Source organism: Bradyrhizobium sp. BR2003, from assembly GCF_009720285.1.
Classification (GTDB): Bacteria; Pseudomonadota; Alphaproteobacteria; order Rhizobiales; family Xanthobacteraceae; genus Bradyrhizobium; species Bradyrhizobium elkanii.
Window position 1 is genome coordinate 71,148 of record NZ_SMYJ01000031.1, and the last position, 13,085, is coordinate 84,232.

The 13,085-nt window shown below is 57.5% G+C and carries 12 protein-coding genes; 4 read left to right on the plus strand and 8 right to left on the minus strand.

The annotated features are described in order from the left end of the window. Genes E2I15_RS26170 through E2I15_RS26180 form a run of 3 tightly spaced genes read left to right on the plus strand, consistent with a single transcriptional unit; the run spans position 1 to position 2,171 of the window. Positions 1-663 carry a DUF6946 family protein gene (locus E2I15_RS26170; RefSeq protein ID WP_137479227.1) on the plus strand — a complete coding sequence of 221 codons (663 nt, stop codon included), beginning with the start codon at positions 1-3 and terminating at the stop codon, positions 661-663. A 10-nt stretch (positions 664-673) separates the two neighbouring features. Further along, entirely contained in the window at positions 674-1,441 is a 768-nt protein-coding gene (locus E2I15_RS26175; protein ID WP_137479228.1) for an endonuclease NucS domain-containing protein, read from the plus strand. Continuing rightward, positions 1,413-2,171, plus strand: coding sequence for a hypothetical protein (locus tag E2I15_RS26180; protein ID WP_137479229.1), 759 nt, complete (start codon positions 1,413-1,415; stop codon positions 2,169-2,171). Before E2I15_RS26175 ends, E2I15_RS26180 begins: the two co-directional genes overlap by 29 nt. 49 nt (positions 2,172-2,220) lie before the next feature. Here E2I15_RS26180 and E2I15_RS26185 read toward each other — a convergent pair whose 3' ends face one another. The 8 genes from E2I15_RS26185 to E2I15_RS26220 form a co-directional block, all read right to left on the minus strand. Further along, positions 2,221-3,030 carry a hypothetical protein gene (locus E2I15_RS26185; protein WP_137479230.1) on the minus strand — a complete coding sequence of 270 codons (810 nt, stop codon included), beginning with the start codon at positions 3,028-3,030 and terminating at the stop codon, positions 2,221-2,223. Continuing rightward, positions 3,023-3,229 carry a hypothetical protein gene (locus tag E2I15_RS26190; RefSeq protein ID WP_137479231.1) on the minus strand — a complete coding sequence of 69 codons (207 nt, stop codon included), beginning with the start codon at positions 3,227-3,229 and terminating at the stop codon, positions 3,023-3,025. Before E2I15_RS26190 ends, E2I15_RS26185 begins: the two co-directional genes overlap by 8 nt. After that, positions 3,226-4,149: a hypothetical protein gene (locus E2I15_RS26195; protein ID WP_137479232.1), complete on the minus strand. Its 924-nt coding sequence runs from the start codon at positions 4,147-4,149 to the stop codon at positions 3,226-3,228. Before E2I15_RS26195 ends, E2I15_RS26190 begins: the two co-directional genes overlap by 4 nt. A gap of 186 nt (positions 4,150-4,335) precedes the next feature. Beyond that, a complete protein-coding gene (locus E2I15_RS26200) occupies positions 4,336-5,769 on the minus strand; it encodes a hypothetical protein (RefSeq protein ID WP_502707191.1) in 1,434 nt (477 codons plus the stop codon). 287 nt (positions 5,770-6,056) lie between these two features. Beyond that, positions 6,057-6,422: a hypothetical protein gene (locus E2I15_RS26205; protein WP_137479234.1), complete on the minus strand. Its 366-nt coding sequence runs from the start codon at positions 6,420-6,422 to the stop codon at positions 6,057-6,059. Between the two features lie 163 nt (positions 6,423-6,585). Then, positions 6,586-6,939 carry a hypothetical protein gene (locus E2I15_RS26210; protein WP_137479235.1) on the minus strand — a complete coding sequence of 118 codons (354 nt, stop codon included), beginning with the start codon at positions 6,937-6,939 and terminating at the stop codon, positions 6,586-6,588. 650 nt (positions 6,940-7,589) lie between these two features. Continuing rightward, positions 7,590-9,707 (minus strand): bifunctional DNA primase/polymerase, encoded by a 2,118-nt coding sequence (locus E2I15_RS26215; RefSeq protein ID WP_137479236.1) that lies wholly within the window; start codon positions 9,705-9,707, stop codon positions 7,590-7,592. A gap of 63 nt (positions 9,708-9,770) precedes the next feature. Next, on the minus strand, positions 9,771-10,127 hold the full coding sequence (locus E2I15_RS26220; protein WP_137479237.1) for a hypothetical protein: 357 nt from the start codon (positions 10,125-10,127) through the stop codon (positions 9,771-9,773). Positions 10,128-10,922: 795 nt separating this feature from the next. Here E2I15_RS26220 and E2I15_RS26225 point away from each other — a divergent pair. Beyond that, entirely contained in the window at positions 10,923-12,620 is a 1,698-nt protein-coding gene (locus E2I15_RS26225; RefSeq protein WP_137479238.1) for a recombinase family protein, read from the plus strand. The last annotated feature ends 465 nt before the right edge of the window (positions 12,621-13,085 follow it).

Consider the following 13,085-nt stretch of genomic DNA (forward strand, 5'->3'; position numbering starts at 1 on the left):
ATGCGAAGGATTTACGTCCCCACAACAGGCCCGTTAAGCTGGCAAGCACTCCTCGCGGACCCCGAGAAGCAGTGGCGCGTTGGCTATTCAGCACGAACTCTCGCGCTTTGCTGGGAAGCCGCAGACGGACTGCCACCGGAGATCGCCGCTCTGTTCGGATCAAACGCCGAATTGCTAGTAGCGATCCCAGAGCACAAGGTTTCGCTTCGCGACGGTGGACGAGAAAGCCAGACGGACGTGTTTGCTCTAGTGAAATCAAACGACCGCACCATCGCGGTCGCTGTCGAGGGTAAGGTCAACGAGTCATTCGGGCCAACTATAAAGAATTGGTATCAAGACGCGCCTTCAGGAAAGCAGCAACGGCTCGCGCTCCTGTGTGATCTGCTCGGCGTAACTTGTCCGCCTCCTAATGACATCCACTATCAGTTACTCCACCGCACCGCTTCGGCTATCATTGAAGCCGAGCGGTTTAAGACCGACGATGCAGCGATGGTCGTCCATTCGTTCTCGCCCGAGAACAAGTGGCGAGATGCATATGCGGCGTTTCTCGGTCTCTTCTCCCTTACCCACGAGCCCGGACATTTGGCTAGCAGCACCCTGCCTAACGGACTGCCTCTGCATTTTGGGTGGGCTGAAGGCAACTCGGAATTCTTATCAGCGTAGGGGGCCTCTCATGCCGCCAATTTACAAAGACCAGCCGACCAAACTGCTGATGGCGGATTGGGCGAAGGCAAACCTAAAGCCGAACCAGATATTCTCGAAATCGGACGCGGTACGATGGTTTGCCGAGCATTATCCGAAGATCAAGCGAACCACAGTCGTTATGCATGTGGACGGAATGTCGGTAAACAACCGGGTTCGCAAGCACCATGTCAACGTAAAGCCTGGTAGCGGACACGACCTTTTCTTCAAACTCGGGCCAGATCAGTACCGGCTCTGGAACCCGGACGCCGATGGGCTACCTGTTTACAAAGCGGACATCGAGGGCGCCAAAGTAGCACCTCAACTTCATCAGACAGACGATGAGGTCGATGATGAACGTGCGACGGCAGCGAATGGATTTGCATTTGAACGAGACCTTCAAAACTATCTCGTAAAGAACATCGGTCGAATAGAGCCTGGCTTAAGGCTCTATGAAGAAGAAGGAATTACAGGCGTCGAGTTCCCGGCGGGAGGTCGCCGCATCGACATCCTCGCAATAGACGCCCAAGGCAGCTACGTCGTTCTTGAACTGAAAGTCTCTAGGGGGTTCGATAAGGTAATCGGACAGCTGTTGCGTTACATGGCCTGGATCGAGCAAAACATGGACAATTCAAATGCAGTGCGCGGCATCATCGTTGCCAAGGAGATTACGGACGATCTCAAGTTGGCCGCATCGCGCATCCCGAACGTCCGACTAATCGAGTACGAGCTTGATTTTCGTCTGCGCGCGCTCACCTGACCTGGTCCTGACTGTCAGCCATGGACAGGCGACGCCAACAAGGGTTCATGCCCTCGAAAAGCAAAGCAGCACGCTCGCCAAAGGAGATGCAATGCAGATTGTAATCTTCGTGCTATTGCTAATCATTGCGATAGCGGTCGCACCAACGTTGGTGGCGATACTAGCAGTAGGTGCTGGCGCCGTCTTTCTAAGCAGCTGGCTTATTAAACTCATTCTGTCGGTCATCATTGGTACGGTCGCCGCAATCGGTTTTTTCATTTACTTTCTAGTTCGCGACACCACACCACCTGCCATCAAGGCGTTGCGAAGGAAGAGCGTGGAAAGCGACGGTCGGAACGAGCAGCTACCCACGTCGGCTCCGAATGTAAATGGATGGCTGTCCCTGACCGCAGACGCGATCGAGCGTGTCCACTCAGGCAACGGAACCTTGTCGTTCTCGTTGGAAAGGGGTGATCAGATCGCGCAATGGGTTCACTGGCACAACAAGACCACGCTCTACGTCTCCCCATACGCAGGATGGTCGCCTTACAGCCTAAGTCAAAGAAACGCCACATGGCTCAGTTCACGCGGCTTCAAAAATGAGGGAGTAGTATACCAAAAGCAGTTCGACCCTAGGAGTGACTGGAATTACCCCGAGCTGTCCCTCTTTCTGAGCGAGTTATTCAACGGTGTTTTTGGGATCAAGCGCGTTAATCGCGTTCGGATCGATTTTGATCCCGAAGTACCCTGACGCCGAGAAAACAAAACGGATCGGCTCAATCATAGTGGCCCCGTATTGATCAAGTGCGACAATCTGACGATGCGCAGATTGCGGCACTGTAGAGCGAACCCGGTTCGCTGCGAGCGCGCTTCAGCCAGTCAGCCCGGCGCCGATGCTCCGTCGCCAGCTCCTTCCGCGCCTCCACATCCCGGATGATCTGATCGATTTCCGCACCATCCAACGTTCGCTTGATGCGCAAGACGACGGACAACGTCATCACGAGATCGCCATAAGGCATCAGCAGATCGCGCGCGGCCAAATCACAATGCAGGATTAAGGCATCAAGTGCCTCATCAGATGAGCAAATGAGCACGGCCAATTCCCGCGCCTGACGGAGATCATCAATGGGCGCAGGAGGTTCTCCCTCAAGTAGCATGCGTTCCGCCGCCCGACCTGCCATAAACTCGATACACTGAGCGTAGATGCCTGCAAACACATCTGCGACGGGCTGCCGATCTTCGCCCGCTTGCGGCATGACCGAGCGAAGCGCATCCCGCACGTCTGCGACATCACCGCGACCTTCCGCAAACGCCTCCGCGTGATCAACGCCCCAACACAATCCTTCTGAGCCGCGAACCATGTCCGGGTTCACGGTGATGCCACCGACTTCATGCCCCAGCAGTCGCGCGCAAACGGCGTGCCCGGCTTCGTGGATCGCGATGCGCATATCGTCGTCCTCTGTGCGGCCGAGCGACGCGAGCAAGCTGTCATACTCGTCGCGTTCGTCATCGAGGCCGCTGCCGCGCTCAGTCATGCCTCCTGGGCGGGCAGCGGCCTCCGTATCGGCGAGAAAGACTGATCCTTCCTCAGCCGGAACTTTGTCAGACATAGCCAAAGACCTTCTTGTGTCGCGTGATCATTCGCTCGCGGATCGCTGCGACGGCGCAGTCGCCCGGTTGCCGCGCAGTGTGGGCGATCATCTTCGCCACGGCTGCCGGGATGCGGTCGCCGCGCGCAGCGATGTACCCGTCGATACGCGTTTCGATACGATGTGGCTCCCAGCCAGGAGGCGCGGCTTTGGCGGTCACAGGCGCGGCACCTCAATCTGGACCGAACGCGCTTCGTCGCCGCGGTCGATCACGGTGAAACCCGCGGCGCGCAGCACCGGATCAGGCTCGATCTGCGGCCCCGCCTGGGGCTCAGCCGCGTCGAGGTCGACAACATCAGACGCATTCGGATTGAAGTCACCTCCCCGTACACCGCGCAGCTCCGCACGACGCGGGTCGGTCACGGGCACCGCAACACGCTCGCGCAATGCGCGCTGAGCGGTTGCCAGCGGCATCATGGCATCTTCCCACTGGCCCGCGAACCGCTTGCGACCGTCATGGTCGAGATAATGAGCGCTGCGCATCATGAACACGGTCAGCGTCTCTGGCTTCGGCTCAACGGTAGCGACCGTCGCAGGGGCAAGCTCGCCCGGGATCGCCTGCCGCCCCTGCCGGATCGCCTCAGGCATCCCCGTCAGTTCCGCTAACGCAAAGTTAGCAGCGACCTCGGTCTGCCCCATGGTGTTCTGCACAAAGCCCGCAATCTGGCCGCTCTCGAAATGCCAGTGACCGATCTCGGACAAGGCATCTGCGAGGACGCGACACTGTTCAAGGTGCCGCGGCAACGCCGCCTCGATCGCAGCAACTTGCTTGGTCAGCTTGTCCGCGGCCGCAGCACGCTTGGCGCTTTCGAGTGCCGCAGTCAGTTGGACTTCTGCCTCCGCTTTGTCATGGGCCAGGACGGCGAGTGCATCGTCCAGGCCCGCAACAGAAGACGCTGCTGTATCGACGGCACTTTGCAAGTTTTGCAGGGCGCGCTGATCGCTGAGATCGCCCGACAACAAGGCCGCTTGGCGTGCCTTCGTCGCCTTGTCCAGCGCCGCCTGGGCTGCCGCGCGCATGGCGACGAGCTGCTCGCCGCGCTTCGTAAGCGAGGCGATGATGGGTTCGAGCTTCTGCACTTGGGGCTTTCTGAATGGATTTCGCATTCAGGCAGTCTAACCCGCAGAGAACTCACTTGCGTAGATAGTGCGCGTGGGGGTCTCCATATCCAGCGCAGAAATTTGTGGCATTCTCCACATCTAGAGCTTCTTTGCTGGACCTTGGCAGGCACCAATTAGATCGCCTCACCGACGTATCGCACCGCGCTACGTAAATAACTTAGCGATCTCTGTTGCCGCCCCGGCGATGGTTGTAATCGTGGGCAAGGCTGCGAGAAGGCCGTCCCACGATCTCTTCAACAGAGATTTCCTTGGCTGAGGCTTGCTTAGTTCCTCGTTGAACTGATCGAGTAATTCGCCCGCCTCTTTGTTACCTGACTTGGCGACGAACTCCGCAACCTTCAGGAGGATCGACGCCGTTTCCTCGCCGTTTTCTGATTTCGTCTTATTGAATGCGCTCTCAACCGTCGATCTGTTGACGATCGTCGAGTTCTGAATATTTGAGAAAACGTCACCCATGAAAATGCCTCTCCTGTGGTCGTGTTGGCTCTGGTCGATAATGACGAACTGCGTGAAGCCATTTCGCCTAATGCGTGCCCCTACATTCCGCTTTACGTTTGGCCTAACGTTCAGCACATCAAGGCGCTGCATAAGCGTATCGAGCCAGCCTGGCTGAACGTATTGAAGACAGGATGCGGCTAGCGTACCGATGCCATCTACTGCCTTCTTGTCGGCTCTACTTTCCAAATGATTGATGCGGCGCGTGCTTTCTAGAAGGTATCTTTGCAGTGTTTCAGATGCGGAGGCGCCGATTTTACCGGAAGCGATACGATCGAGGACAGCCCTCAGAACTTCCTTCTCTGCATGTATTCTTTGCAAGAAAATTCTTAGATGCCGCGCCCCATCACTTTGCTGATTGCGCAAAAGTATCCAGACTGGAACACGAAGCGCGCCTTGTTGATGGAGCCCGAAGAAAACTTGGAAGTCGAAGTTGCCGGGCATCACGACGGAACGGAAGCCTTTCGGCAGAACAAACTTCTGACTAGAACAATCGATGAAGATCAGCGGGTCCCCAGGCACGACGAGCCCCGCCTCATCCGGACTTTCTTTGGCAAGGACCTGCGTATCGATTGCTCGTTTGGTGCTGCATTCAGCGTATCTTGTCGCCAAGGGCTTGCCAGAGAATAGCAAAGGCCCCGCAGCGCTACCCGGTACGCGGCACTGCAATTTACCAACTTCAGTTACCAGCCCTGCAAAATCGTACGATAAGCCCCAGTCCCGCGTTTGCAGATATCCGCCTGCCGCAATTCCCAACTCGAACTTCGCGAGCGCAACTCCGTCAGCGAAAAGTCTTCGAAACTTCACCCGCGTTGTTACAATTCCGGGAGGGACCTCGTCCTCATTCAAGAGCCGCGGCTGGGGAAGATCGCCCAGCGAAACGAGATTGGTTGCGAGACAGTGCGTGCCTTCGCCGACCCACCCCTGCAGTCCGCCCAAACGGCGAAAATCAATTCCGCCGATCCCACGGACGAACTCACCTCCGGGATGAGCATTGGGCCAAGCAGGCTTTGGGAGACGGCGGTTTGGGCCAAGCAGAAAAGGGCGCAAGTCCGCTAGCGGAAATTGTATGGTGAAAAGCATATTATACCAAAAGTCGAAGTGGGCCGCCGTCGACGAAGACGTGCGGCCCTTCGCCTATTCCGGCTCCCTGGGTGACGGCAGGGCACTAGGCCATACCGCCATTCCCAAAGTAAGCCGGGACGATTGCACCATGAGGATCGGTCCGTTGCCTCACCCCAAGGATGCGAAACTTATGTGAAGCGATCCTAAATAGCAACTTTCATGACACCCGAAGCAAATCCAGCGAGGATTTCCTATCCCATTGGCCGTCCCGGTTCTCGCCGCTTGGACATCCGACCGGCGCAAAATCACAGGGCCTTTGCTCGGCGGCTCTCCAAACCAAGCCGGTCCTCTGATGGCTCTGACCATCTCGGCCAGAATTCCCGAAGCCTGTTCTGAGCTTTCACGCGCGCGGGCAGCCCACCCTGATACTTCTCAACGTAGTCGAGCAGCCGCGCCCGGCCGATCAACCAGGTCGCGCCCTTTTTACCGAGCGACTGCCCCCTGCGAGCGGCATCTGCATTCCATCGGCGGATTGTCTCATCGGACACTTCGCAAACGGTCGCCGCCTGCATCACGGTCAGCAGGCCGCCGTTTGCAATCTCATCAATCACGTCACCGGATGGCGGTGCCCATCCGAGTTCCGCGAGCATTTGCAAGTGAAGATCGATCAAGCGATTGCGGTCCAAAATCAAAATGACCTCGTGTTTTCTCCGCTGACCGCCCAAGCACGGTCGCGTTAATATCAACACCCTTGTAGTTCGCACGCCCTAGTTGCGTGTCGCGCGCAAGCGCGACCCGCATTGCCGGAGGGCCAGGAAGGACCCAAGCCGAGCGTTACGCTCTGATGGGAGGCGGGTCGTCGCTATCCACCGACGACTGGCTATCCGGCGTAGCTTGCGGCTGTTCTTTGCGCTTCGCGGCGAGGATTTCTTCAAAAGTCTGGATGCAATGCTTCAGCCGGCCTTCGAAGTCGTCGGGGTCCTCACCGACAATCATGGCGTACTCCCAGAACACAGCTGGCATAAGCATCCAGCGTTCCTCGAATTCGTTGAGCTCCCCGTCCAGATACCAGCCGCCGTCAGCAATCCCTTCGATCTGAAACAGCAGGTCGCTCGCGGCTTTGAGCGCGGGACGCTCGTTGAAAAGCCGGCGAAGCTCTTTCTCGGATGGACACGCTTTCACTTCCATAGTCTTGCTCCTTTGTGCTTAGACGCGGCAAGCGCGGCGCGAGCGCTTCAATAGTCTAAGTGCGACCCCTCGAATGTCCTGCGGACAAACGGACACACCCCTATAGGGGCGTGTCCGCGTCCGTCCGCAAAAGGACAAGTGGGCAGACCGGACGTTGTCCGCTCCTGACCGCCGTCCGTACTCGTCGCACACTGGATCATGATGACCGCAATTCACGCAGCATCCGCTCGCCATACTTACCGATCCCGCGTTCAAGCGTTTTGATAGAGCGATAGGTGCCGATCACACACGCTTCTTGTCGTAGCGCTCCACCAACGTGAACCTCCCCTCGCCACCTCGCACCATGAGGTGACTTGCATACGCCCGAACTCTCTGCTCTCGCTTCACGCTTGTCTCCTCGCTGAGGTCTCGCCTCATTCGGTTTAATCGTCGCGCACCAGCCACACCCAGCTTATCGAGGCAACCAGCCGGGTTGACGGTCCGCAAATCGTCTTTCGCTCGGCGGAACGCCCTCCCCTGTGCAAGGCCATAAAGAGGGGACAGACAGACCATTTGTCCAGCTTGTCCTCTTGTCCCTCGGACAGACAGGACAGGACACTCGAAGAGTGTCCTGTCTGTCCCAGGGATATGGGTGGCTCGCATTGCGGTCATTACAACAGCCAGCAATAATGCTGACCGCCTACCTCGTAGCTCCCAATCAGAGTGTTCTTCGCGTCGAGCAGCGCACGATTAAACGCCTTCCGCTTTGCATCTGGTTCTGCCGGGTACCCCTTAAAGAACTCAGTGCGTAACTTATCCACGCTTACCGCGCGAACCTGTGGCCCCTCGTGGCCATAAGGCTGCATCAGCGTACCGTGATCGAGGATCGCCGTTTGTAGCGCCGCTTTGAACAACCTCAAGCTCCTGGAAAGGGGTTTTGCAGAATTCCCACCCACTGATTGCGGTCCCTCCTCCACCTTCCATTTCACGATGCAGGTCGTCTCGCCGTTGTCGAGATCAACCAATTCCAGGTCGAAGAACGTTGTGCCGCCGGTCACGCCGCCACGCTGTTTGCGAACTGCCATTCTCGTCTTGCTCAGCGTGCCCTCGACATTACGTTCCCCAAGATTGGCGAGCACGACATCCGCCGCTGCCTCTTTTGCGCTCGTTCCGCGAGTACCTGTTTCCGTGTTTTTTCCAAAATGATCGATAGCCAGGACGAACGCGCCTGTGTCCCGGGATAACTGGGCCAGTCGGTTCATCATGCGCTGACCTTCCGCCGCATCGTTGCCGTCCTTGAGATTGAAAGATGCCGGGAGCGTATCGACGACAATCAGAGCGAGGGGTAAGCAGAACTTTTTGAAGAGGTGCTCGTCTGCGCTCATTGCTGCCGCTCGCAAATTTTGAAACGCGACATCATCTTCGGGCTTGAGTGCGTAGAAGTCCTCTATCCAGGCAAAGGGAAGCTGGTCCAACCGCGAATGAGCAACGAAATTTGTGTAAGGGCAATCCTGAAAACCGGGCGGGACAGCTTCGCGCCATAGCTTGTGATCGACCACGCCTTTGAGCCGAGCACGAATTTCGCTCGCACCCTCAGCAGCAATGAAAAGCACCCCGCCGGACCTCGTAATCTCGTGCCCAGCGAATTCGGTACCCGCCATGACGCTGGCTGAGAGGTCGAGCGCGGCAAAGGTTTTGGCCATGCCCCAAGGGCCTGACAGAAGCCCTGTTCCCGTTTGTGGGATCAGACCGTCCACGAGCATCAGCCGCTTTTGCTCAATGGCATTCGCATTGTGCCAATGGATCGAGAGCGAGGTTTGAGGAGCAAGCGACTGGGGCAAATGCCTCTTATCAGTGCTCGGAGCGGCGTTCAGCTGCGAGCGGTCGGGCAGCTCGCCGGGCTCCCGCATGCCCGCTTGCATACCGCTACGAATAGTCTTCTCGCATTTCGCCTGTCCATCATCCTGCAAGAGGCCGTTTGTAGCACAACTACTCAATAGGCGATGCAATACCTCCGTCTCCGACAATCGACCCGGACCGATCCAGTGCCCGCACGCCAGCGCACTATTATTGAGCTGATTATTGCGTCCCGGCTCGGACGCAGTCGCGACCTTTTCGGCTTCGGCATTCAGCACGGCCTCGCTGTACGTGCGATCGCGTATCGGTGAATTCGTCGAAGCTACTTTTGTCTGCGCCTCCGGCTTAGGCGGAGTACGGCTTTCCAGTAGATCGTAAAGCCATTCGGGAGCGTTGGCGGGCGGCCAATGATCGGCAATTTCGTATGTTCCCCCGTCCGCGTTGATGCTGCCGGACCAGATGATGTAACCGCCGCGACCACGAATATTGATGTTATTGCCCTTGAGTTGGCCTTCTGAGTTTCCAATCGGCCGGGAAAGTGACCAGTTGAAGAGCAGATGCATACCGCCGCTGGGCGTCGTATGCGTGCGGGTCGGAGAGCAACCGCCATGTTTGTCGAGCAACGCCTGCCAAGCGCGGCGTCCGTCGATGCCGCCGTGCTTCTTTGGTATATCGACATCGACGGCGAAAAGACCGGAACGCGCGCCCATGGGAACTCCGACCATCGCTTTAGGCCAAGCGCTCCACCAATCTCGAATAAGCGAATGATCTGTGGTGGCTTGACCAGACCAATCCTTGACAAGGGGCGCTTTTGTTCGCGGATCGCACGGAAATACTGGGGTGCCGTCAGCGACGATTGAGAACACTACCTCAAGTGCAGAACGCTTGCCGACTGACCGCCCTGTATCGATCGATGAGTTATCTGTTTGCATGATCTTCCATCTCGCAACGTCAACGCAGAGCGACTGACGATTTAGTTACGCATGTCGCGCTGCTCAGAGCCGATCGCGGATGTTTTGAAAGGTTTCCACCGCTCCTGCGATGAATCCTAAGATGTACTCGTTCGCAACGTCGTTCTCGTCACCGAAGCAAGTTTCATGGACTTCATTCGGGTCAATTTCGCCATTCGGATCAATCGCCATGCGGAGAGTTTCAAACGGCTGCGCACACACCGAGCATCCATCGGCGAGCCGCCGCAACCATCGATATTCGGCAACTTCTTCGGCCCACGCCTTTCCATCTCTGCGGCCTCTGGTAGTGTCCTGTTCATCCGCTTTGAACCTTGAGGCACGAAGCCGATCAATTGCTCCCGCGCTGCATCCCTGGTCGGCGTCTCGTTCTCTGCTGCTCATCCTGTTGCTCCTGTTGATCATAGGCGCGGCTCTTCGCTCACCGACGCAATGACTTGCCATCGGCGTTACAAAGAACAGATTTCTTAGTCGTGAATTCTCGGCACTCGATTGCTTGAGTGCGCGCTGTAAAAAAACACCGCGTGCGTAGGCGAAGTCAAGACGCGAAAACACGCGACATTGCCCCACCATGGGCAACATTGCCCATGGTGGACAGCTTCCGCCAACTTGGCGGAAGAAAAGCGCTACAAATCAAAGTGGCCCGTAGTTCTCCGGTGAGCAGAAAAAAAATTGGTGGCCCGTCGCGAGCATCGCGATTGACTAGACCTCACAAGATAGGCGTCAGTTAGAAGCAACTCGGACGCAGGCATTCGCGATCGGCGGAGTTGGGCCGAGATGGCGTATGCAAAACCCAATGAGTGTTAATACGCACAAAGCGTGTGATTTTCTCATCGAGCGCTTGCCGTCTGGGAGCCTCTTGACGGATGCGTTGTCACGCATCGCCCGAACGCGGCACCGCACGAAGGGCGAGATGAAGCATTGGGCCCTGTCGCGTGAACGTGCGGTAATTGCACTTTCTTCCGTTGCGAAGTTGTCGTCGTGGGAGTGGCTGAGGATCGTGCAGCGCTGTGCTTCTGGAATGGCGGCAGCACGAGACGGGAGTCTTATGATACCGTCACATCGACCCGACGAAGCGGTTATCCGCTACGTCCGAGCCCTTGCAAAACGGCTCGCGCGGGAAGATCATGAAGCTGAGATTGCGGCCCGCCAAGCATCCCAAGTGACAAGCGACACCACATGATCCAGGCTGCGATCTACGCCCGATATTCATCCGACCGTCAAAAGGATCGCTCTGTCGAGGATCAAATCGCATTCTGCCGCGACAATGCCACGCGGCATGGAATGGCGGTCGTCTCGACGTTTGAAGATCGCCAGATTTCTGGTGCAGGAGCGGTCAACCGGCCCGGCGTTCAAGCGCTGATGCGAGCGGCCGAGGCTCGGCTTTTCGATGTCATTATCGCGGAGGATTTAGATCGGCTTTTTCGCAACCAAGCAGATTATCATGCCGCGCGTGCCACGCTCGACTTCCACGGCATCAAGATACACACCGTCGCGCACGGTCCCGTTGGCGAGCTTGATGGCGCGCTGCGCGCGCTTGTCGCCGAACAGTACCTCAAGGATTTGGCGGTCCACACCCGCCGTGGCCTTGAAGGCGTCATCCGCGATGGACGACACGCTGGTGGTCGCGCGTATGGTTACCGTGCTGTGTCCGGCAAGCCTGGCGAGCTAGAGATTGTTGAGGACGAGGCCGAGATCGTTCGCCAGATTTTTTCCGATTACGTTGAAGGCAAGACGCCGCGTCAAATTGCATACGATCTCAACAAGCGTGGTGTTAGACCGCCGCGTGGACGGCAGTGGAATGCGTCAACGATCAACGGCAATGCGTCGCGAGGCGGCGGCCTGATCCTGAACGATCTCTATCGCGGGCAGATCGTTTGGAACAAAGTTCGCATGGTGAAGGACCCGACGACGCGAAAGCGTTTGTCGCGGCCAAATACGAAAGAGCAGTACAAGGCCGTTGAAGCTCCGCATCTGCGGATCGTTGATGATGCGACATGGATGGCGGCGCAAGCCATCAAGGCTGCACGACGCCACGACGCGACGCCTGCGACGATACAGAACGCCCGTGCTCCAAAACGGGTGTTCTCCGGCTTGATCAAATGCGGATCGTGCGGCGGCGGCATGGCGTCAATCGGTAGCGATGCCAAAGGGCTTCGATTGCAGTGCTCGACATATCGTGAGAGCGGATCATGCAGCAATGGTCGCCGCGTCTATCTCGACAGCATCGAGGCGCTGGCAATCAAGGGGTTGCGTCAGCACCTCGCCCACCCCGAAGTGATCGCCGAATTTGCTGACGCCTACAACGCCGAGCGCAAGCGGCTCATGAAGGAGGCGATCAGCGAACGCGCTCGGCTGGAGCGGCGGCTCGGCGAGATCGAGCGCGAGATGAACCGGATCGTTGACTCTATCGTCGTCGCGGGCATGCCGCCGGAACGGTTCGTCACCCGGATGCAGGAACTTGAGGCCGAAAAAGCCAATGTCATGGCCGGGCTCGAAAGTGCAAGGGAAAACGACAATGTCATCGCGCTGCACCCCAAGGCGCTCGACCGTTACAAGTGCGCAGTCGCTGAGTTAGCCGATCATTTGAAGCGCGGCACGCCGATGGAATTCTCGACCATCCGCGAGTTAGTGTCGGCGATCATCGTACATGCCAGCCCGAGCCGTCCGGGGGGTACCGGAACCAAAGCCAATGCCGAAGATGATCGGAGTGTGCGGATTGACATTAGGGGCCGCCTCGCCGCTCTCTGCGGCAATCCGGCTCTTTTTCCCAACATGGCTATGTCGGGGGGAACGTTGGTAGCGGGGGAGCGACTCGAACCCCCGGCGCCGGCCTTTTGCCTTCTCGCTGCAGCTCACGTGAGGCCTCGGGATTAAGCTGAGCCTGCTCGCGAGATAGCTGGGCATCTAGACCCTGCGCGGGCGCCCAGCCTGCGTAGCGCACCCGCACTCTATGCACCGACGCTTTGCGGACGTCGCGCAGCTCCAACGATGGATTTCCGACACGCCTGCGATTGGGATTTTTCTTGATCTCCCGGTGCACACGTCGTGCACACGCTATCTGCTAACTAGATGAAAATATTGAACTCTCGGTCCAATCCATCATGGGGGCGACGGAAAACAGATAGTTTTGATATTTCAAATAGTTATCCAATTTCCACACTGACTGGACCTGGAACACGTGCACACATGTGTACTCCAAACCAGTCGGAATTGCGCACGTATGTACCTCATTTGATCTCCCGGTGCACATGCAGCGCACGCGAAAATCGGGGGTGAAGTGCACACGCAATGTCGATCTTTACGAAGCCGAAATCGGGGAGCTGCACGTTCCGACATTCG

Excerpts from the sequence above, each read along its gene's own strand:
- E2I15_RS26210 (WP_137479235.1), bottom strand. The coding sequence starts at position 6,939 with ATGGAAGTGAAAGCGTGTCCATCCGAGAAAGAGCTTCGCCGGCTTTTC.
- E2I15_RS26225 (WP_137479238.1), top strand. The coding sequence starts at position 10,923 with ATGATCCAGGCTGCGATCTACGCCCGATATTCATCCGACCGTCAAAAG.
- E2I15_RS26175 (WP_137479228.1), top strand. The coding sequence starts at position 674 with ATGCCGCCAATTTACAAAGACCAGCCGACCAAACTGCTGATGGCGGAT.
- E2I15_RS26170 (WP_137479227.1), top strand. The coding sequence starts at position 1 with ATGCGAAGGATTTACGTCCCCACAACAGGCCCGTTAAGCTGGCAAGCA.
- E2I15_RS26200 (WP_502707191.1), bottom strand. The coding sequence starts at position 5,769 with ATGCTTTTCACCATACAATTTCCGCTAGCGGACTTGCGCCCTTTTCTG.
- E2I15_RS26215 (WP_137479236.1), bottom strand. The coding sequence starts at position 9,707 with ATGCAAACAGATAACTCATCGATCGATACAGGGCGGTCAGTCGGCAAG.
- E2I15_RS26220 (WP_137479237.1), bottom strand. The coding sequence starts at position 10,127 with ATGAGCAGCAGAGAACGAGACGCCGACCAGGGATGCAGCGCGGGAGCA.
- E2I15_RS26185 (WP_137479230.1), bottom strand. The coding sequence starts at position 3,030 with ATGTCTGACAAAGTTCCGGCTGAGGAAGGATCAGTCTTTCTCGCCGAT.